This window comes from Massilia sp. LC238 (assembly GCF_000735635.1).
Taxonomy (GTDB): Bacteria; Pseudomonadota; Gammaproteobacteria; order Burkholderiales; family Burkholderiaceae_D; genus Telluria; species Telluria varians.
In genome coordinates, this window is record NZ_JNNN01000038.1 from 254,227 (window position 1) to 273,986 (window position 19,760).

18 protein-coding genes are annotated in these 19,760 nt (G+C 66.2%); 16 read left to right on the plus strand and 2 right to left on the minus strand.

The window, feature by feature from the left end:
* Window positions 1-7 precede the first annotated feature (7 nt).
* A complete protein-coding gene (locus tag FG94_RS10615; protein ID WP_051996439.1) occupies window positions 8-2,200 on the minus strand; it encodes a hypothetical protein in 2,193 nt (730 codons plus the stop codon).
* Window positions 2,201-2,498: 298 nt separating this feature from the next.
* Here FG94_RS10615 and FG94_RS10620 point away from each other — a divergent pair, with 298 nt between their 5' ends.
* The 3 genes from FG94_RS10620 (at window position 2,499) to FG94_RS10630 (ending at window position 3,672) form a co-directional block, all read left to right on the plus strand.
* Window positions 2,499-3,050 carry a DUF6622 family protein gene (locus FG94_RS10620; RefSeq protein ID WP_152570940.1) on the plus strand — a complete coding sequence of 184 codons (552 nt, stop codon included), beginning with the start codon at window positions 2,499-2,501 and terminating at the stop codon, window positions 3,048-3,050.
* Window positions 3,051-3,095: 45 nt separating this feature from the next.
* Window positions 3,096-3,356, plus strand: a complete 261-nt coding sequence (locus FG94_RS10625; RefSeq protein ID WP_036210823.1) for a hypothetical protein — start codon at window positions 3,096-3,098, stop codon at window positions 3,354-3,356.
* 76 nt (window positions 3,357-3,432) lie between these two features.
* Entirely contained in the window at window positions 3,433-3,672 is a 240-nt protein-coding gene (locus tag FG94_RS10630; RefSeq protein ID WP_036210828.1) for a hypothetical protein, read from the plus strand.
* Here FG94_RS10630 and FG94_RS10635 read toward each other — a convergent pair.
* Window positions 3,669-4,619 carry an AAA family ATPase gene (locus FG94_RS10635; protein WP_036210830.1) on the minus strand — a complete coding sequence of 317 codons (951 nt, stop codon included), beginning with the start codon at window positions 4,617-4,619 and terminating at the stop codon, window positions 3,669-3,671. The two genes, FG94_RS10630 and FG94_RS10635, sit on opposite strands and share 4 nt — an antisense overlap.
* Before the next feature lie 469 nt (window positions 4,620-5,088).
* Here FG94_RS10635 and mraZ point away from each other — a divergent pair, with 469 nt between their 5' ends.
* The 13 genes from mraZ to FG94_RS10700 are packed head-to-tail and all read left to right on the plus strand — an operon-like array spanning window position 5,089 to window position 19,747.
* Window positions 5,089-5,517: a division/cell wall cluster transcriptional repressor MraZ gene (mraZ, locus tag FG94_RS10640; RefSeq protein WP_027867878.1), complete on the plus strand. Its 429-nt coding sequence runs from the start codon at window positions 5,089-5,091 to the stop codon at window positions 5,515-5,517.
* The gene (rsmH, locus tag FG94_RS10645) at window positions 5,504-6,499 is read left to right on the plus strand and encodes a 16S rRNA (cytosine(1402)-N(4))-methyltransferase RsmH (protein ID WP_373964879.1); all 996 of its coding nucleotides are present in this window, start codon (window positions 5,504-5,506) and stop codon (window positions 6,497-6,499) included. The genes mraZ and rsmH overlap by 14 nt, the downstream gene beginning before the upstream one ends.
* Window positions 6,496-6,768: a cell division protein FtsL gene (ftsL, locus tag FG94_RS10650; protein WP_027867876.1), complete on the plus strand. Its 273-nt coding sequence runs from the start codon at window positions 6,496-6,498 to the stop codon at window positions 6,766-6,768. Before rsmH ends, ftsL begins: the two co-directional genes overlap by 4 nt.
* The gene (locus FG94_RS10655) at window positions 6,765-8,540 is read left to right on the plus strand and encodes a penicillin-binding protein 2 (RefSeq protein WP_036210837.1); all 1,776 of its coding nucleotides are present in this window, start codon (window positions 6,765-6,767) and stop codon (window positions 8,538-8,540) included. Before ftsL ends, FG94_RS10655 begins: the two co-directional genes overlap by 4 nt.
* Entirely contained in the window at window positions 8,540-10,060 is a 1,521-nt protein-coding gene (locus FG94_RS10660; RefSeq protein WP_036210840.1) for a UDP-N-acetylmuramoyl-L-alanyl-D-glutamate--2,6-diaminopimelate ligase, read from the plus strand. Before FG94_RS10655 ends, FG94_RS10660 begins: the two co-directional genes overlap by 1 nt.
* Window positions 10,060-11,559, plus strand: a complete 1,500-nt coding sequence (murF, locus tag FG94_RS10665; RefSeq protein ID WP_036210842.1) for a UDP-N-acetylmuramoyl-tripeptide--D-alanyl-D-alanine ligase — start codon at window positions 10,060-10,062, stop codon at window positions 11,557-11,559. Before FG94_RS10660 ends, murF begins: the two co-directional genes overlap by 1 nt.
* Before the next feature lies 1 nt (window position 11,560).
* Complete coding sequence (gene mraY, locus FG94_RS10670) at window positions 11,561-12,730, plus strand: phospho-N-acetylmuramoyl-pentapeptide-transferase (RefSeq protein ID WP_027867872.1); 1,170 nt, start codon at window positions 11,561-11,563, stop codon at window positions 12,728-12,730.
* Window positions 12,731-12,744: 14 nt separating this feature from the next.
* Complete coding sequence (murD, locus tag FG94_RS10675) at window positions 12,745-14,244, plus strand: UDP-N-acetylmuramoyl-L-alanine--D-glutamate ligase (protein WP_036210844.1); 1,500 nt, start codon at window positions 12,745-12,747, stop codon at window positions 14,242-14,244.
* On the plus strand, window positions 14,244-15,461 hold the full coding sequence (ftsW, locus tag FG94_RS10680; protein ID WP_036210845.1) for a putative lipid II flippase FtsW: 1,218 nt from the start codon (window positions 14,244-14,246) through the stop codon (window positions 15,459-15,461). Before murD ends, ftsW begins: the two co-directional genes overlap by 1 nt.
* Window positions 15,458-16,552: an undecaprenyldiphospho-muramoylpentapeptide beta-N-acetylglucosaminyltransferase gene (murG, locus tag FG94_RS10685; RefSeq protein ID WP_229445907.1), complete on the plus strand. Its 1,095-nt coding sequence runs from the start codon at window positions 15,458-15,460 to the stop codon at window positions 16,550-16,552. The genes ftsW and murG overlap by 4 nt, the downstream gene beginning before the upstream one ends.
* The gene (murC, locus tag FG94_RS10690; protein ID WP_036210848.1) at window positions 16,553-17,938 is read left to right on the plus strand and encodes a UDP-N-acetylmuramate--L-alanine ligase; all 1,386 of its coding nucleotides are present in this window, start codon (window positions 16,553-16,555) and stop codon (window positions 17,936-17,938) included.
* Window positions 17,939-17,941: 3 nt separating this feature from the next.
* Entirely contained in the window at window positions 17,942-18,916 is a 975-nt protein-coding gene (locus FG94_RS10695; RefSeq protein ID WP_036210851.1) for a D-alanine--D-alanine ligase, read from the plus strand.
* Between the two features lie 6 nt (window positions 18,917-18,922).
* Entirely contained in the window at window positions 18,923-19,747 is an 825-nt protein-coding gene (locus FG94_RS10700; protein WP_036210854.1) for a cell division protein FtsQ/DivIB, read from the plus strand.
* Window positions 19,748-19,760: the final 13 nt, after the last annotated feature.

The window sequence follows — 19,760 nt, forward strand, 5'->3', positions numbered from 1 at the left end:
GCGTGGTTCAGAACAGCTTGAAGCCGCCCAGGTCGGTGTTGAAGCCAAGCCAGGTCAGCGCAGCCGCGGCCAGCATCCCGAGCACCAGGTAGAGCTTCCAGGATCTACCTTGGGCGACGTAGGGGTCCCGCAGGCTGCGCTCCGCCCCTTCCGGCAGCCTGGCCATGCGGGTCAGCGCCGTGCCGAAGGGGATGTTGATGCGGGCGCGGGCGTTCACGGCCCAGCCGTTCGCGTCCAGGATGGGACCCAGGTTGCGGTTCCTCAGCTTGAAGAAGGCCATCGCCACGGAAGGGCCCGAGATCGCCAGGAACAGGCCCACCATCGCGAGCGGCATCTGCCAGCCCTTGAGGCCAAGGAAGCCCGTGACCACCGAGGCCAGGGCGGTGCCGATGGCGCCGATCGCGAGCCCGAGGGCGGCGAAGATGCCGGCGAAGCGCGCCGCGTCGAAAGGCGTGGGGGCAGGTCCGGGCCTGGCGCCGGATTCGACCTTGCTGCCGGCCTCGGTGACCAGCTTGGACGTCATGTCGTCCACGCCCTTGGCCCGGGTGGCGGCAAATTTCTCCATCTGCTCGCTGATCAGGCGGGTGGCCTTGCGGTAGGGCGCCCAGAAAGCCTGGCGGATGCTGATCGGGTGATCCACGATCTTGGTGATGGTGGCATCCCAGTCCTTGCCCTCGCGGTCATAGAAGATGCCGTTGCGACCGACCATGAGCTGGTCCGAATCGCCGGCCGTGAACGCGGCGGCGATCGTCATCTTCTGGCCGGCGCGCACACAGTCGCAATACGCCAGGTAGACCCCGGACAGGCTGGCCAGCACGCCGTGGCGCGCCGGGTCCAGCACCTTGATGCAGAGCTCGCAGCTGCGGCCGTCCAGGAACAGGGTGCCGGCCTGGAACATGGCCTTGTCGTCGCTACTATAGAAGTTGCGGAAGGAGACGAAGTTATTGGCCAGCTGTTCCAGGTCGCGCACATACCGCACCAGGCGTTCCACCTCGGCGATGAGGTCCGCTTCCGGGGCCAGGGCCAGGTCGCGCGACAGGAGCTGGTCGATGGCGGCGCGGATGCCGGGTGCGAGGAAGGCTTGCAGGCGGGAGGTCTCGAGCTTGGCCAGGGGTGTTTCCGGACGGGCCGCCTGCCAGGCCTGGTAGGCGGCAAAGCGGTCCTTCAGGTTCTCCCACTCGCCGGCGCCCAGGCTTTCCCGGTCTCCCAGCAGGGGCTGGACCACCTGGTTGCGCAGGGCCGCTACTGCCGCCGTCCAGGCCGGATTGATGCCGGACTCCAGCGGCAGCGCACCGCCGGCCTGGACGTAGGCGATCGGCAGGGCCGCCAGGACGGCGTCGTCCGCCGTCAGGCTCCGGGCGCCGACGGCGCGGATCTCTTCCGGTGCGCCGTTCATCAATTCCGCGGCCCGTGGGTCGAACTCGGCCAGGCGGCAGCGGGTGAAATAATCGTCGGCCTTGACCCGGATCGCGGCCAGGGCGGCGAAGGCGGATCCGGTGTCGGCGCCGAGGGGCAGCAGGGTGGCGTCGTCGCGGGGGCGGGACTGCCAGGCGAGCCAGGCTTCGGCTTCGGTAAAGAAGCGGTCGGCGAGCGCCTGGTCGATGCCTGCCGCGCCGCTGCGATCCGGCACGCTGCCCAGGGTGTCCACGATGGCGGCGAAAACCGGCTCCAGTGCCTCGTCGCAGGCGGCGGCGGTGATGACGCCGTCGCCGTTGAAGGCCATGCCGGAGAAGATGCGGTCGCTGTCGCTGACATCCTCGACGCTGATGGTGTCGCTGCCGCCCTTGCCCAGGCTGTCCAGCACGTGGCGCGCCGAGGTCAGGAGCCGCGCACCGGCTTCGCTGTCGATGTCGAGGGCGGCCAGCGGCAGCGGGCCGCCCCGCGCCAGGACATCGGGGGAGGCCAGCCGCGCCGCCGCCCAGTCGATGGCGGCGATCAGTTCCGGAGCCCGGATGTGTCCGTCGTTGTCCGTATCCATCAGCGCCAGGGTGCGGCGGTCGAATTCCAGGCCCTGGACGGGACAGGAAAGGGCGACCCACAGCTTCTGGTCGAGCTGCTTGAGGTTGACGAAGTCGGCCCCCGTGTCGAGGCGGACCTGGGTGAAACCGCCGGCGGAAAAGAAGCGCCATGGATGACGCGCCTGGTCCTCGACGACAGGAGAAGGGAGATCCAGGAGGTGGCGATCCAGCGGGGCGTTCATGACAGGGCCTCGCAGGCGCGGCATGTTCCCATGCGGGTGTGGACGGTGGAAGTGATAGGGGGTAGGACAACTGCCATGTCGAGCTTGGCCAGGGAGGCCTGGGTCATTGTACGGAGCCCGGCAGTCTAGCCTAAAATTTATCGCTAAGAAGTTGGTCGGAGATTTATACCAAAGAGCAGCGCGCCTTCGTGGCGCATTTCGCACCGCTTTCCGCGCATCTGGCGCCGCCGACCGGCCATGTCGTCGCAAACCTGCCGGCGCACTACCCGCCCTGATAAGGTGGCGTGCATCGACCACCATGCGAAAGCCCGTCATGCTGCAGCAGATCCTCATCAAGACCCCACTGTATGTCTGGGCCATCCTCGCCTTCCTGGTCTATCGGGGCGTGCTGGCCGCGCGCGAGCGCGACGTGACACTCACCCGGATGGCGATCGTTCCGGTGGTCATGCTGGTGCTGGCGCTGCACGCCATCGCCACCCAGTTCGGCATGGCGAGCGTGGCCATGCCGGCATGGCTGCTCGGCGCGGCTGTCCTGACGCTGCAGCGCCTGGCTTTTGGCCGTAGCTGCGTCCTCGCGGCCGCCGGCGCGGGGAGGGTGCGACTGCGCGGCAGCTGGACGCCGCTCGCCCTGATGCTGGCGGTATTCTCGATCAAGTATGTGCTGGCGGTCGTGCTGGTGATCCTGCCCGAGATGGCAGGACAGGCGATCTTCGTGGCCACTGTGTGCGGCCTCCTTGGCCTGTGCAATGGCTACTTCCTGGGCCAGCTGGTGCGCGATATCGCCTCGGCCCGCCGCATCCCGCATGAGCAGTCCAATGGTGTGCCGTCCACGATTGCCGATGCCGTATGATCCCCGCAGCGGCGGCGCCCAGCTCGCCGATTCGCAGGAGAAAACATGCTGAAACTGGGAGAAACCGATCCCCGGCTGATCGACAAGCTCGGCACACTCGCCGCACGCGTGGTGGAAGACGCACTCGCCTCGGGCCTGACCTGGGACCAGGCCGTCGTCGCCCTGGGCGTCGCGGCCAAGGCCATGTCGGCCAAGGCGGCCAGCCAGGGCGGCGCCGCGCCGGCCGACTACGCCCTGCATGCCGAGAAGCGCCTGAAGGAAGGCATGGACCGCAGCGCCGCGGTCCTCAAGGCCTACCTGAGCTGAGGCGTGACATTCCGAGAGTTTGCAAGCCTGCGGCAGATGGCATGATCTGCCGGATGCAAACGAAGGATGGACGAGAATGAAGCACACCAAGCCTGACTACTGGTTCGCTGCCAAACCGCCGGGACACGGATGGGGATGGGGACCGCCGCTGACCTGGCAGGGCTGGGCGGTCCTGGTGGGCTTCATCATGCTGCTGATCGCGGGATCGGCCCTGGTCCTGCCCTACGGCACCGGCATCTTCCTCGCCTACGTCGCCGTCCTCGGCGCGCTGCTGATCTTCATCTGCGCGAAGAAAGGGGAGCCGCCGGGATCCTAGAACCCGATCCGGCCCTTGCCAGGCGTTGGCCGGATGCGGATGTCGTCCACGCTCACGCGTTCGCGTCCGGCCGCTACCGCATGGCCCAGGCCATCGAGCAGGGTCTTGCGCAGGTCGCGCGGCGACACGTTCACCAGCTTGTCCAGCACCACGTCGCCCAGTCTTGGGTCGAAGGCCGCCAGGTTCAGTTCGTCCAGCAGCCCGGCATACATGCGCTGGGCGATGCCGGCCGCCTGTTCCGGCGTCGGGGTCGGTACCTCGTACACCGCCATGCGATTGAGCAGCGGATGCGGGATGCCTTCGACCGAGTTCGCGGTCAGCACCCAGAAGATCTGCGAAGCGTCGATCTCGACGTCGATGAATTCGTCGCGGAAGGTGCTGGCCGTTTCCGGTTCCAGCAGCTGATACAGGGCGGCCAGCGGATCGGATTGCGAGGAGCCGCTCGCCTTTTCCACTTCGTCCAGCACGATCACCGGATTGGCGTACTGCCCGCGCACCAGGCGCTCGGCCACCTTGCCGCACTTGGCGCCGCGCCAGCTGGCCGAACTGCCGGTGATGACGAAACCGGCCGACAGCGCATTCATGCTGATCAGCTCGCACTCGGTCTGCATCACCCTGGCCAGGCGCCGCGCGAAGTGGGTCTTGCCCACGCCGGGGCCGCCCAGCAGCAGGATCGGCATGACGTTGAAGCCGCGGTCGCCCGCGTGCGCCAAGGCCAGGTAACGCGCCAGGTCGTCCAGGACTTCGTCGAAATTGGGGCATTCCTCGAACAGGGGATCGAGGGCATCGATCGATGAGGGCTTGGTGACGAAGCGGTCGGCCCCGGTCTCCAGCATGCGCTCGTAGAACGCTTCGAGTTCCGGGGCGCGGCCGCGGCTGCGGTCGAGCGCTTCCTGAACTTCGATCAGGTCGTAGACCGCGCAGGTACGGGCGAGTGTAATGCTCACGGCTTTCTCCTAGGTCGCCCGCCCCCATCCGGCTCCCATCCTGCCGAGCGGGCCGTTAGCCGGATGGGTCTTCGCCATGCCCCGATCCTAACGCGTCCAGCCGAGCACCGCCAATCTCCTACCACTAATTCTGTGCGGCAATTTTAGTTTCCGTGAAAAAAGACATCGTCATGACGTGACGTTGATCAAACGGAAAGCTTGTCATTACAACTGAGGTCCAACCTTCATGTTGTTTCCTAAGTGACTGATTTACGAGACATTTTACCTTGGCGATGCCTCAATAGATGCCGCTAAGTCCTTGGTTTCATTAGACAAATTCGGATTTGCCAAGCGTGAATTCGCTTGACCACCAACATTGATTCCAATAAAGTGGGAAACAGTGTGAAAAAGTGTCGATTTGTGGGGGAGTTTTGGAACCCCAGGCGGCCAAAAAATTCTAAATTGATAATTCTCCAAGCTAGGTAAATACGTGTTCCAGGGCGCGTCAGCGATCAATCTCGATGCTAAAGGAAGGATGTCGATCCCGGCAAAGCATCGTGACGCCCTTGCGGTCCAGTGCGAGGGCCGGATGACGCTGACGAAGCATCCGCACGGCTGCCTGCTGTTCTTCCCGCGCCCGGTGTGGGAGCAGCATCGCGAGCAGATCGCGGCCTGGCCGATGTCGGCCCGTGCGTGGCAGCGCATTTTCCTTGGTAACGCGTGCGATGTCGAGTTGGACAGCGCAGGCCGGGTACTGATTTCGCCCGAGTTGCGCGCCGCCGTGGGTTTGGAGAAAGAAGTCATGATGTTGGGCATGGGCACCCATTTCGAAATCTGGGATGCCGCCAAGCTTGCCGAAAGCGAAGCCGAAGCTGTTGCCGGCGGCATGCCCGATGTCCTTTCCAATTTCTCCTTCTGAGGCGCCGATGACGGAAACAAACACGGTGCCTGGAGCTTTTCAGCATCGCACGGTGCTGCTGGATGAAGCAGTCGACGCGCTCGACCTGACCGGTGAGCGCATCAACGGTACATATATAGATGGCACGTTCGGCCGTGGGGGCCACAGCCGCCTGATCCTGTCCCGACTGGGGCCGCAGGGCCGCCTGATCGCCTTCGACAAGGATCCGCAGGCGATCGCCACCGCGGCAGCAGTGCAGGACCCCCGCTTCACGATTGTGCATGACAGTTTTGCCACGATGATCGACGCGCTTGACGCGCGCGGCATCAGCCAGGTGGACGGCATCTTGCTGGACCTTGGTATTTCGTCGCCCCAGGTGGACGACGCCTCCCGCGGATTCAGTTTCCGCCAGGATGGACCGCTCGACATGCGCATGGACACCACGCGCGGGATGTCGGCGGCCGAATGGCTGGCCACCGCGACGCAACAACAACTGGAAAAGGTTATTCGGGATTATGGAGAAGAACGGTTTGCTTTCCAGATTGCAAAGGCGATTGTTGCTCGCCGCGCAATCCAGCCAATTTCGACCACACGAGAGCTTGCCGCAATCGTGGCAGACACGGTCAAGACTCGCGAAAAGGGCAAAGATCCGGCAACCCGGACCTTTCAGGCTGTCCGGATTTTCATCAATAAAGAGCTTGAAGACCTCGAAGCAGGTCTGAGCGCCGCCTACGCGATGCTGGCGCCGGGGGCGCGCATGTCCGTGATCAGCTTCCACTCGCTGGAAGACCGCATGGTCAAGCAATTCCTCGCGTCCAAGGCCAAAGTGGAGCAGCCGGACCGCCGGCTGCCGATCCGCGCTGTCGACCTGCCGCAGCCCCTGATGAAACTGATCACCAAGACCAAGCCATCCGACCTCGAGGTCGAGGCCAACCCGCGCGCCCGCTCGGCGGTGCTGCGCGTGGCCGAGCGCCTGGGCAATCGTCAGGAAAGCGCTGCATGAGCGTCAAGCTGAACATCGTCCTGACGGTGGCCGTGGTCGGCTGCGCGCTGTCGGTGGTGAACGCGCGCTACCAGTCGCGCCACCTCCTGATCGAACTCGAGCGCCTGAACCAGCATTCGCGCCAGCTCGAGATCGACTGGGCCCAGCTCCAGCTCGACCAGTCCACGCTCGGCAAGAACGAGCGCATCGAGCAGATCGCGCGCAACAGCCTGAACATGTCGCCGCTCACGCCGGCCCGTACCCAGTACCTGACGGAAGGGGCGAAATGAGCCGCACCGAACGTCGCAGCACCTCGCGGGTGGCCGCGTCCAAGGGCGTGGCCTTCTCGAAGAGCCCGGTCCTGGCCGTGAACGTGCCCAACTGGCGCTCGCGCCTGGTGCTGTTCGTGCTGTTCGCGGCCTTCGCCGCGCTGGCCGTGCGCGCGCTCTGGCTGCAGGGCGTGTCCACCCAGTTCCTGCAAAAGCAGGGCAAGAGCCGCTACGAGCGCCTGGTCGAACTGCCGGCCGCGCGCGGCAAGATCATGGACCGCAATGGCCAGGTGCTGGCCTCTTCGCTGCCGGTGAAGGCGGTCGCCGCCTTCCCGAAAGAAGTGCTGAACGCGCCCGACGACAAGCTGGCCGAACTGGCGCGCCTGCTCGACATGCCGCTCTCCGAGGTGCGCACCAAGCTCGATCCGAAGCGCAGCTATGTGTACCTGAAGCGCCAGGTCGAGATGGACAAGGTCGAGCAGATCGAGAAGCTCAAGATCGACGGCATCGACACCCGCAAGGAATACAAGCGCTACTACCCGCAAGGCGAAGTGATGACCCACATGGTGGGCTTCACCAACGTCGAGGACAAGGGCCAGGAAGGCATGGAGCTGTTCCACCAGAAGTCCTTGAACGGCGTGCCGGGCAGCCGCCGCGTCATCCGCGACCGCCTCGGCCACATCGCCGAAGACCTGGGCATGTTCCGCGAGCCGCACCACGGCAAGGACCTGACCCTGTCGGTCGACAGCAAGCTGCAGTACATCGCCTTCACCAGCGTGAAGAACGCGGTCGAGAAGTTCAACGCCCAGGCCGGCGGCGCCGTGGTGCTGGACGTGCACACCGGCGAAGTGCTGGCGATGGCCAACTACCCGACCTACAACCCGAACGACCGCGCCGGCCTGACCGGCGCCCAGCTGCGCAACCGCGTCATCACCGACACCTTCGAGCCGGGATCGACCCTCAAGCCGGTCACGGTGGCGCTCGGCCTGGAAAAGAAGAAGATCACTCCGGACACCGTGTTCGACACCTCCGGCGGGCGCATCGTCGTGGGCGGCCGCCCGATCCGCGACATGCATCCGAAGGACGCCCTGACGACCAGCGGCATCATCCAGAAGTCCTCGAACGTCGGCACCGTCAAGATCGCCCAGATGCTGGAACCGAAGGACATGTGGGAGCTGTACACGAAGCTGGGCTACGGCCAGGCGCCGCGCTTCGGCTTCCCGGGCGCCGTCGCCGGCCGCGTGCGTCCATGGAAATCCTGGAAGCCGATCGAATACGCCAACATGTCCTTCGGCCACGGCCTGTCGGTGTCGCTGCTGCAGCTGGCGCGCTCCTACATGGTGTTCGCGCGCGACGGCGACATCATCCCGCTCTCCTTTTTGAAAGTCACTGAAGAGCCGGTCGGCCAGCAGGTGATCTCGCCCGAGACCGCGGCCAAGGTGCGCACCATGCTGGAATCGGTCGTGGAGCCGGGCGGCACCGCAACGCGAGCCCGGGTGGCCGGCTACCGCGTGGGCGGCAAGACCGGCACCGCCGAAAAGATCGTCAACGGCCGCTACTCGAAGACCGACAACATCGGCTACTTCGTCGGCATCGCGCCGATGTCCAAGCCGCGCTTCGTCATCGCGGTCATGATCGACAACCCGCGCGGGGCCCTGAGAACCGGGGGCAGCGTCGCGGCGCCGACCGCCGCGGACCTGGCCTCGAATGCCTTGCGGGCGGCGAACGTGCCGCCCGACTCATCGATCACCGACATCATCATTCCGGACGAACCGGTAGAGGAGGATTTGTGATGGCGATGAGCCTGAACGACATCTGCCAGTGGATTCGCGCCGCCGCTCCAGGCGGCCGACTCGTTTCCGACTCCCGCCGCGTGGCGCAGGGAGACGTGTTCTTCGCCTATCCGGGCGAAGCCTCGGACGGACGCAGCTACATCGCCGCGGCGCTCGCCGCCGGCGCGGCCGCCGTCGTCTATGAAGAAGACGGATACAGCTGGGACGCGGCGCACGAGGTCCCGCATCTCGGCGTGGCCAAGCTGAAGAAGAACCTGGGTCCGATCGCCCACGGCGTGTTGCAGCATCCGGACGCCGGCATGTTCACCGTCGGCGTCACCGGCACCAACGGCAAGACTTCCTGTGCGGTGTGGACCGGGCAGGCGCTGGCGCGCCTGGGCGAGACCGCCGCCGTGATCGGCACCCTGGGTGTCGGCATCGTGAAGAAAGGGGCGGAACCGCAATTCGACGCCACCGGCTACACCACGCCGGACGCCGTGCTGCTGGCGCAGACCCTGGGCGAGCTGCGTGCCCAGGACGTCGGCGCGCTGGCGATCGAGGTCTCGTCCATCGGCCTGGTGCAGGAGCGCGCCGCCGGCATGCACTTCGACGTCGCCATCTTCACCAACCTGACCCGCGACCACCTCGACTTCCACGGCACGATGGAAGACTATGAGACCGCCAAGCTGAAGCTGTTCGAATGGGAGGGCCTGAAGCATGCCGTGGTCAACCTGGACGACCCGGCCGGCCTGCGCCTGGTGGCGCACCTGCGCACGAACTTCCCGGCGCTGCCGGTGACCGGCTATACGCTCGGGAGCGAGGCCGGGCAGCCGGCCATCGACGGCGTCGCCATCCTGCGCGCCTCGAACATGCGCAGCCGCCACGCGGGCACCGACTTCACGGTCGACAGCCCGGCCGGTACCTCGGTCGTGAAGACCCGTCTGGTCGGCCACTTCAACGTCAGCAATGCGCTGGCGGTGCTGGGCGCGCTGCTGGCCAAGGGCGTGTCCTTGAAGAGCGCGGTGGACGCCGTCGAGGCGCTGGCGCCGGCGCCGGGCCGCATGCAGCAGATCGGCGGCCAGGATGCGCCGATGGTCGTGATCGACTACGCGCACACCCCGGACGCGCTGGAAAAGACGCTGCAAGCCCTGCGCCAGGTGGCCGACGAGCGCGGCGGCCAGCTGTGGTGCGTGTTCGGCTGCGGCGGCGACCGCGACCCGGGCAAGCGCCCGCAGATGGGCGCCGTGGCGCAGGCCGCCGACCACATCCTGGTCACCAGCGACAATCCGCGCAGCGAAGAGCCGGCCAGCATCATCGCCCAGGTCGTTGCCGGCATCGAGAAGGAATACCAGGCCGTGGAAGACCGCGCCACCGCGATCCTGCTGGCCGTGAAGAACGCCGGCAAGCAGGATGTGATTCTGCTGGCAGGGAAGGGCCACGAGCCCTACCAGGAAATCAAGGGCAAGAAGCTCCCGTTCTCCGATGCCGACCACGCTTCGCTGGCATTGACCGCGCGGCTCACCATGATGAGGACCCACTGATGCGCGGTACGCTTGCACAACTGGTCGCCGCGATTCCGGGCGCACGGCTCGTGGGCGGCGACGCCGCCTTCGAGGGCGTGTCGACCGACAGCCGCACGGCGCCCGCCGGTGCGCTGTTCGTCGCCCTCAAGGGCGCGACCTTCGATGCGCACAGCTTCCTCGGCCAGGTCGCCGGGCGTGGCGTCGCCGCGGCAGTCATTAACGAAAATGCGGTGCACGCGCTGCCGGAGGGCTGGACCCTGCCTGCGATCGTGGTGCCGGATACCCTGGTGGCGCTCGGCTGCATCGCCAATGTCTGGCGCACGCAGCATGACATCCCGGTGATCGGCGTGACCGGCTCGAACGGCAAGACCACGGTCAAGGAAATGATTGCCTCCATCCTGGCCGTCGCCGTCGGCGAGGACGCCCGCCTGGCGACCCAGGGCAACCTGAACAACGAGATCGGCGTGCCGCTGACCCTGTTCCGCTTGGGGAAAGCGCATCGCGCCGCCGTGATCGAGATGGGCATGAACCATCCGGGCGAGATCGCCCGCCTGGCCGCCATCGCCGCGCCGACGGTCGCCATGGTGAACAACGCCCAGCGCGAGCACCAGGAATTCATGCACACCGTGGAAGCGGTGGCGCGCGAGAACGGCTCGGTGCTGCAGGCGCTGCCGAGCGACGGCGTCGCGGTGTTCCCGGGCGACGATACGTATACCGACTTGTGGCGCAGCATGGCCAAATGCGAGGTCCTGACCTTTGGCCTGACCAACGAATGCAACGTTAGCGCCAGCTATACCAGCAACGGTTTTGGTAGCCAGCTGCGTATAACAACGTCATCCCGGCGCAGGCCGGGATCCAATTTCGATGCGCAGTCGACTGCGGATGCGGTATCGGCGACGGATGGAAACTTGGATCCCGGCCTGCGCCGGGATGACGGATCAAGCGATAACGGTCAAAACATCGTGAGCGTCACGCTGCAGGCGGCAGGTGAGCACAACGTGCGCAACGCGCTGGCCGCGATCGCCAGCACGCTGGCGGCGGGCATCCCGGTCGAGGCCATCGTGCGCGGCCTGGAAAGCTTCGCCCCGGTCGGCGGCCGCCTGCAGCGCAAGCAGGCCGCCGGCGGCGCGACCGTCATCGACGACACCTACAACGCGAATCCCGACTCGATGCGCGCCGCGATCGACGTGCTGGCGGCGTATGACGCCCCGCGCATCCTGGTGGTCGGCGACATGGGCGAAGTCGGCACGCAAGGTAAGGAGTTTCACGAAGAAGTCGGTGCTTACGCTCAGGCGCGTGGCATCGAACACGTGCTCGCCACTGGCGAACTGGCCCGTCACATGACGGCGTCGGGAGCACGGCATTACGAGCAGTTCGACGAATTATTGGCAGCACTGGATTCAACACTGGGCGGCAATAGGAAAGCGACTGTGCTGGTGAAGGGCTCGCGCTTCATGAAGATGGAGCGCGCGGTCCAGCACCTGACCGGATCAACTATGAGTAAGGACGCCCACTGACATGCTTCTCTGGCTAGCCCAATATTTTCAGGACTACATCGGTCCGCTGCGCGTGTTCAACTACATCACGTTCCGCGCGGTCTTCGCGACCATCACCGCGATCGCCATCGGCCTGGTCTGCGGCCCGGCCGTCATCCGCAAGCTGACCGCCATGAAGGTCGGCCAGGCGGTGCGCACCTATGGCCCGCAGACCCACCTGGCCAAGCACGGCACCCCGACCATGGGCGGCGTGCTGGTGCTGATCTCGATCGGCGTCTCGACCCTGCTGTGGTGCGACCTGTCGAACCGCCTGATCTGGCCGGTGCTGGTGGTGACCATGGGCTTCGGCGCCGTCGGCTGGGTCGACGACTACCGCAAGGTGGTCTACAAGGACCCGGAAGGCATGCGTTCGGGCGAAAAATACTTCTGGATGTCGCTGATCGGCATCGCATCGGCCCTGTACCTGGCGTTCTCGGTCTCGGCCGCGAACCCGTGGGAAGTGCTGCAGCTGTTCTACGCCTGGGTGCAGTCGGGCTTCTCGATGACCCTGCCTCCTAAAGCAGACCTGATCGTGCCCTTCTTCAAGTCGATCAGCTACCCGCTGGGCGTGTGGGGTTTCATCGCGCTGACCTATTGCGTGATCGTCGGTTCCTCGAACGCGGTCAACTTCACCGACGGCCTGGATGGCCTGGCGATCATGCCGACCGTGATGGTCGGCGCCGCCCTCGGCCTGTTCGCCTATCTCACCGGCAGCGTGACCTATGCGAAGTACCTGTTCATCCCCTACATCCCGGGCGCCGGCGAACTGCTGATCTTCTGCGGCGCGATGGCGGGCGCGGGCCTGGCCTTCCTCTGGTATAACGCGCACCCCGCACAGATGTTCATGGGCGACGTCGGCGCGCTGGCGCTGGGCGGCGCGCTCGGCACCATCGCCGTCATCGTGCGCCAGGAAATCGTCCTGTTCATCATGGGCGGCGTGTTCGTGGCCGAAACCCTGTCGGTGATCATCCAGGTCACCTGGTTCAAGTACACCAAGAAGCGCTACGGCGCCGGCCGCCGCGTGTTCCTGATGGCGCCGCTGCACCACCATTTCGAACAAAAGGGCTGGAAGGAGACCAAGGTCGTGGTCCGCTTCTGGATCGTGACCATGATGCTGGTCCTTGTCGGCCTGTCCACCTTAAAACTGCGCTGAAGCTACGCTAAAGAATGAACTACGAAGGCAAATCCGCACTGGTGCTGGGCCTGGGTGAATCCGGGCTGGCGATGGCGCAATGGCTGGCACGTTGCGGCGCGCGCGTGCGCGTGGCCGACACGCGCACCGAGCCGCAGCGCCTGTTCGCCCTGCGCCAGGCGGTACCGAACGCGGAGTTCGTCGGTGGCGAGTTCGGCGAGTCGCTGCTCGACGGCATGGACTTCGTGGCCGTCAGCCCGGGCCTGGCGCCGGAGCGCGAACTCGCGCAGGTGGCACCGCAGGCGCGTGCGCGCAACATCCCGGTATGGGGCGAGATCGAGCTGTTCGCGCAGGCGCTCGCGCACCTGCGCGCGCAACGCGCATATTCTCCGAAAGTCATCGCCATCACCGGCACCAATGGCAAGACCACGGTGACGAGCCTGACCGGCCTGCTGTGCCGGCGCGCCGGCCTGTCGACCCGCGTGGCCGGCAACATCAGCCCGGCCGCGCTCGACGTGCTGCGCGAATGCCTGGACGGCGAAGACCTGCCGCAGGCCTGGGTGCTCGAGCTGTCGAGCTTCCAGCTGCACACCACCTTCAGCCTGCAGGCCGATGCGGCCACGGTGCTGAACGTGACCCAGGACCACCTGGACTGGCACGGCAGCATGGACGCCTATGCCGCGGACAAGGCGCGCATTTTTGGTTCCGACACGGTGCGCGTGCTGAACCGGAACGACGGGATCGTCATGCGCATGACGGCCGTCGACACGCCAACCTATACCTTCGGTACCGACGAGCCGTCGGATCCGAACAGCTTCGGACTGGTCAACGAACGCGGCGTGCTGTGGCTCGCCAACGCCGTGGCGCTCGACGACGAGCCGCCCAAGAAATTGAAGAAGGGCGAGGTCGCCCCGCCGGTCGAGGTGAGCGTGAGCCGCCTGATGCCGGCCGATGCGCTGAAAATCCGCGGCCTGCACAATGCCTCGAACGCGCTGGCCGCGCTGGCCCTGTGCCGCGCCTGCGGCCTGCCGCTGGCCCCGCTGCTGCACGGCCTGCGCGAATACGCGGGCGAGCCGCACCGCGTGGAGCTGGTCGCGAACATCGACGGCGTCGATTTCTATGACGACAGCAAGGGCACCAACGTCGGCGCGACGGTCGCCGCGCTCGAAGGCCTCGGTAAGGCCTTTGCCGGCGAAGACCAGCAGATCCTCCTGATCGCCGGCGGCGACGGCAAGGGCCAGGACTTCGCGCCGCTGGCATTGCCCGCTTCGCGCTACGTGCGCGCCGTGCTCCTGATTGGCCGCGATGCGCCGGCGGTCCGCGCCGCGATCGAGCCGAGCGGCGTGCCGGTGTTCGATTTGCCTGGCCTGCCGGAAGCGGTGCGCCGCGCCGCCGGCCTGGCTCGCCCTGGGGACGCCGTGCTGCTGTCGCCGGCCTGCGCCAGCCTCGATATGTTCACCAACTACGCGCACCGCGCGCAGGTGTTCGTCGACGCCGTGCGCGAGCTGGCGCTGGAGAAGGGGCAGGAGATCTGATGGCCTTCCAGCTTCCGTTCAAGTTCTCCGGCTCCAGCAGCGATGCAAGCATCGCGGCGCGCAGCCGTCCGTCGAAGATGATGGACTACGACCAGCTGCTGGTCTGGGTCACCGTGCTGCTCATGATGTTCGGCCTGGTGATGGTGTACTCGGCCTCGATCGCGCTGCCGGATTCACCCAAGTTCGCCTACCTGAACGACAAGAATGAATACTTCCTGTACCGCCAGATGATGTACATCATCGTCTCGATGGTGGCCGCGGCCGTCGTATTCCAGGTGCCGGTCGCCGTGTGGCAGAAGTACGCGCCGATGATGTTCATCGGCACGCTGTTCCTGCTGGTGATCGTGCTGATCCCGGGCATCGGCGTGTCCGTCAACGGTGCGCGCCGCTGGCTGCCGCTGAAGGTCATGCAGCTGCAGCCGTCCGAGATCATGAAGATCGCGGTGGTGCTGTACGCGGCCGATTTCACGGTGCGCAAGCAGGAATACATGCACAAGCTGACCAAGGGCTTCCTGCCGATGATGGTCGCGATCGGACTGGTGGGCGGCCTGCTGCTGCTGGAGCCGGACCTCGGCGCCTTCGGCGTGATCGTCTGCATCGCCATGGGCATCCTGTTCCTGGGCGGGATCAATATTGTCTGGTTCGGGGGCATCGGCGCGCTGCTGGTGCTGATCTTCAGCGCGATCATCGCGCTGTCGCCGTTCCGCCGCGCGCGCATGTTCGCCTACCTCGACCCGTGGGCCGACGGCCATGCGCTGGACAAGGCCTACCAGTTGACGCATTCCCTGATCGCTTTCGGACGCGGCGAATTCTTCGGCGTGGGCCTGGGAAGCAGCGTCGAGAAGCTGTTCTACCTGCCGGAGGCGCATACCGACTTCATCATGGCCGTGATCGGCGAGGAACTCGGCCTGGTCGGCGTACTCGTCGTGATCGCGATGTTCTACTGGCTGGTCAAGCGTGCCTTCGACATCGGCCGCCAGGCCATCGCCCTCGACCAGATCTTCGCCGGCCTGGTCGCCAAGGGCGTCGGCATCTGGATCGGCGCGCAGACCTTCATCAACATGGGCGTCAACCTCGGCCTGCTGCCGACCAAGGGCCTGACCCTGCCGCTGATGAGCTTTGGCGGTTCGGGCGTGATGTTCAACTGCATTGGCCTGGCCATCCTGCTGCGGATCGACTACGAGAACCGCGTGCGCATGCGGGGAGGGCGGACATGAGTACGCCAATGAGGAAGCGCCTGATGATCATGGCCGCCGGCACCGGCGGCCACATCTTCCCCGGCATCGCGATCGCGCAGACCATGCGCGCGCGCGGCTGGGAGGTCTCGTGGCTGGGCACCGCCCACGGCATGGAAACCGAGCTGGTGCCGAAGGCCGGCATCCCGATGGACAGCATCGACTTCGCCGGCATGCGCGGCAAGGGCCTGGGCCACACCATCAAGGGCGCCTTCAAGATGCTGGGCGCCTTCGCCGCCTGCCGCCGCTATCTCGGCCAGCGCAAACCCGATGTGGTGCTGGGCATGGGCGGCTACGTCACGGTGCCGGGCGGAATGATGGCGAAGACGCGCAACATCCCGCTGGCCCTGGTGAATGCCGATGCGGCGCTCCTGCTGTCGAACAAGACCCTGGCCCCGATCGCCAGCCGGGTGCTGTTCGGCTTCCCGGCCGATTTCGGCGCGGCGACCGGCAAGGCGGTCGTCACCGGCAATCCGGTGCGCCAGCAGATCCTCGATCTGCCTCTGCCCGCCGCGCGTTTCGCCGGCCGCAGCGGTCCGCTGCGCGTGCTGGTGGTCGGCGGCAGCCTGGGCGCGAAGGTGCTGAACGATAGCGTGCCGGCCGCGCTGGAGAGAATCGATCCGGCCACGCGCCCGATCGTGACCCATCAGTCGGGCAAGAAGAACATCGACGCGCTGCGCGCCGCCTATGCGGCCGCCGGGGTGCAGGCAAACGTGGTCGACTTCATCGACGACATGGCCGCAAGTTATGCGAACGCCGACCTGGTGATCTGCCGCGCCGGCGCCATCACGGTCTCGGAACTGACCGCTGCCGGCGTGGCCAGCGTGCTGGTGCCGTTTGTCGCGAGCACCACCAGCCACCAGCGCGACAACGCGATCTGGATGCACGAACAGAAGGCGGCGGTGCATTTGCCGCAGGGCGAACTGGATCCGCAGCGGCTGGCAAGCCTGCTGCAAACGACAACGCGCGCTGACTGCCTGGCGATGGCGCAGGCGGCGCACAAAGTGGGCAAGCGCGATGCGAATGAGGCAATCGCGCGCGAACTGGAGCAACTGGCCGGGATGAGCAAATAAATGAAGCACAAGATCAAGAACATCCATTTCGTCGGCATCGGCGGCAGCGGCATGAGCGGCATCGCCGAAGTGCTGCTCAACCTCGGCTACAACGTGTCGGGTTCCGACCTGTCGAGCAATGCCGCTAGCCAGCGCCTGAGTGAACTGGGCGCCCGCGTGTGTACCGGCCACTCGGCCGAACACGTGGTCGGCGCCAACGTGGTCGTGACCTCGACCGCGGTCAACGAAGCCAATCCGGAAGTGGTCGCTGCCCGCGCCGCCAAGGTGCCGGTGGTGCCGCGCGCGATCATGCTCGGCGAACTGATGCGCCTGAAGCGCGGCATCGCGATTGCCGGCACCCACGGCAAGACCACCACCACCAGCCTGGTGGCCTCGGTGCTGGCCCAGGGCGGCCTGGATCCGACCTTCGTCATCGGCGGGCGCCTGACCGCGGCCGGCGCCAACGCCAAGCTGGGTTCGGGCGACTACATCGTGGCCGAGGCCGACGAGTCGGATGCCTCCTTCCTGAACCTGACGCCGATGATCGAGGTGATCACCAACATCGACGCCGACCACATGGACACCTACGAGCACGACTTCGAGAAGCTGAAGGCCGCGTTCGTGAACTTCACCCACCGCCTGCCGTTCTACGGCCGGGTGATGATGTGCATCGACGACCCGCACGTGCGCGCCATCCTGCCGCAGGTGACCAAGCCGGTGACGACCTACGGCTTCTCGCCGGACGCCGAAGTGCGCGCCATCGACGCCCACGCCGAAGGCGTGCAGATGCACTTCACGGTGCGCCAGCAGGGCTACCCGGATACCAGGTTCGTGCTGAACCAGCCGGGCATGCACAACGTGCTCAATGCCTGCTCGGCAGTCGCGATCGCGCGCGAGATCGGCATCGACGACGTCTCGACCAACCTGGGCCTGCAGAATTTCAGCGGCGTCGGCCGCCGCTTCACCCGCTACGGCGAAGTGGCCATCCCCGGCGGCAGCTTCACCCTGGTGGACGATTTCGGCCACCACCCGGTCGAGACCGAGGTGACCCTGGCCGCCGCGCGCGCCGCCTATCCCGGCCGGCGCCTGGTGCTGGCCTTCCAGCCGCACCGCTACAGCCGCACGCGCGACCTGTTCGAGGACTTCGTGAAAGTGCTGGCGACCCCGGACGTGCTGCTGCTGGCCGACGTCTACGCCGCCGGCGAAGCGCCGATCGTGGCTGCCGACGGCCGCGCCCTGGCGCGCGCGCTGCGCACCGGCGGCAAGCTGGAACCGATTTTCGTGGAGGCGATCGCCGACATGCCCGCCGCCATCATGAACGTGGCGCGTGACGGCGACGTCGTCCTCACCATGGGCGCCGGCTCGATCAGCGGCGTCCCGCAACAACTGACCAATGCAAAGGCCTGAATCGTGAACGTAACTACTCCCACCTTTGATCCGGCATCCTTCGGCAAGGTCGGCGTGCTGTTCGGCGGCCGCTCCGCCGAACGCGACGTGTCGATCATGTCCGGCACCGGCGTCCTGAACGCCCTGAAATCGCGTGGCGTCGATGCCCACCCCTTCGATCCGGGCACCCAGAGCCTGGCCGAACTGGCCGAGCAGAAGTTCGACCGTGTCTTCATCGCGCTGCACGGCCGCTACGGCGAGGACGGCAGCCTGCAGGGCGCGCTCGAGCAGCTCGGCATTCCCTACACCGGCAGCGGCGTGATGGCGTCCGCGGTCGGCATGGACAAGATCACCACCAAGAAGATCTGGAAGATGGACGAGATCCCGACGCCGGACTACATGGCGATCGATCCGTCCACCGACCTCGACGAAGTCCTGGTCGCGCTCGGCCTGCCGATGATCGTCAAGCCGCCGCTCGAAGGTTCGACCATCGGCATCACCAAGGTGAGCAAGGCCGACGAGCTGAAGGCCGCCGTCGACCTGGCCATCGGCTTCGACCCGGTGGTGCTGGCCGAGGAATTCGTCACCGGGCGCGAGTTCACCGTCGCCGTGCTGGGCACCGGCAAGAGCGCGCGCGCATTGCCGATCGTCGAGATCGTGGCTCCGGAAGGCAACTACGACTACCAGAACAAGTACTTCACCGACGACACCCAGTACCACTGCCCGGCGCCGCTGGATGCGGCCCTGACGGAAGAGATCCAGCGCCACGCCGTGAACGCCTACCGCGCGCTCGGCTGCGAGGGCTGGGGCCGGATCGACGTGCTGGTGCGCAAGGAAGACATGCGTCCCTTCCTGCTGGAAGTGAACACCTCGCCGGGCATGACCTCGCACTCGCTGGTGCCGATGGCCGCGCGCGCGGTGGGCATCGGCTACGAGGACCTGTGCCTGGAGATCCTGGCCTCCGCCCGCCTGAAAATGGCGAAGAAGGTAGAGGGATAAGAACGCATGTGGCATGACATCCGCGCCCTCAACGCAACCGCCAGCAGCCTGGTGGCGCTGGTGGTGCTCGCCTGTATCGGGTCCGGCGTGTGGTGGCTGTCGCAGCTCCCCATGTTCTCGCTGCGCGCGGTGACGGTGGAAAGCATGTACCAGCTGCCGCTGCGCCACGTGAACGAACTCACGGTGCGCAACGGCGTGATCGGCAAGATCCGCGGCAACTTCTTCACCACGGACCTGGAAGGGGTGCGGGCGACGTTCGAGACCGTGCCCTGGGTGCGGCGCGCCACCGTGCGCCGCGAATGGCCGGACCAGCTGATCGTCGAGGTGGAAGAGCACGAGGCGCTCGGCACCTGGGGCGAGGATGGCCGCCTGCTGTCGGTCAAGGGCGACGTGTTTACCGCCAACCTGGCCGAGGCCGACGACGACCACGAGCTGCCGGCCTTCAGCGGCCCGCGCGGCAGCGAGAAGGAAGTGCTGGCCCGCTTCACCGAACTGCGTTCGCTGTTTGCGCCGGTACAGCTGGCGCCGATGGCGCTGTCGCTGTCCGACCGGTATGCCTGGACCGTGAAGCTGGACAACGGCATGAGCGTGGCCCTGGGGCGCGAGCAGGACAAGGACACGCTGAAGAAGCGCGTGCAGCGGCTGGTGGGCGTCTACCCGCAGCTTGTCGCGCGGCTGCAGGAAGGGCGCATCGACACCATCGACATGCGCTACCCGAACGGCCTGGCGCTGTCCTCGGCTCTGCTTTCGGTGCCGGACGACGCCAGTAAACCAGTAAAGCCGGTAAAGAAAAAACCGAATCAACCCAACAAAACAACCAAGCAAACATAAGCAGGCAACAGCA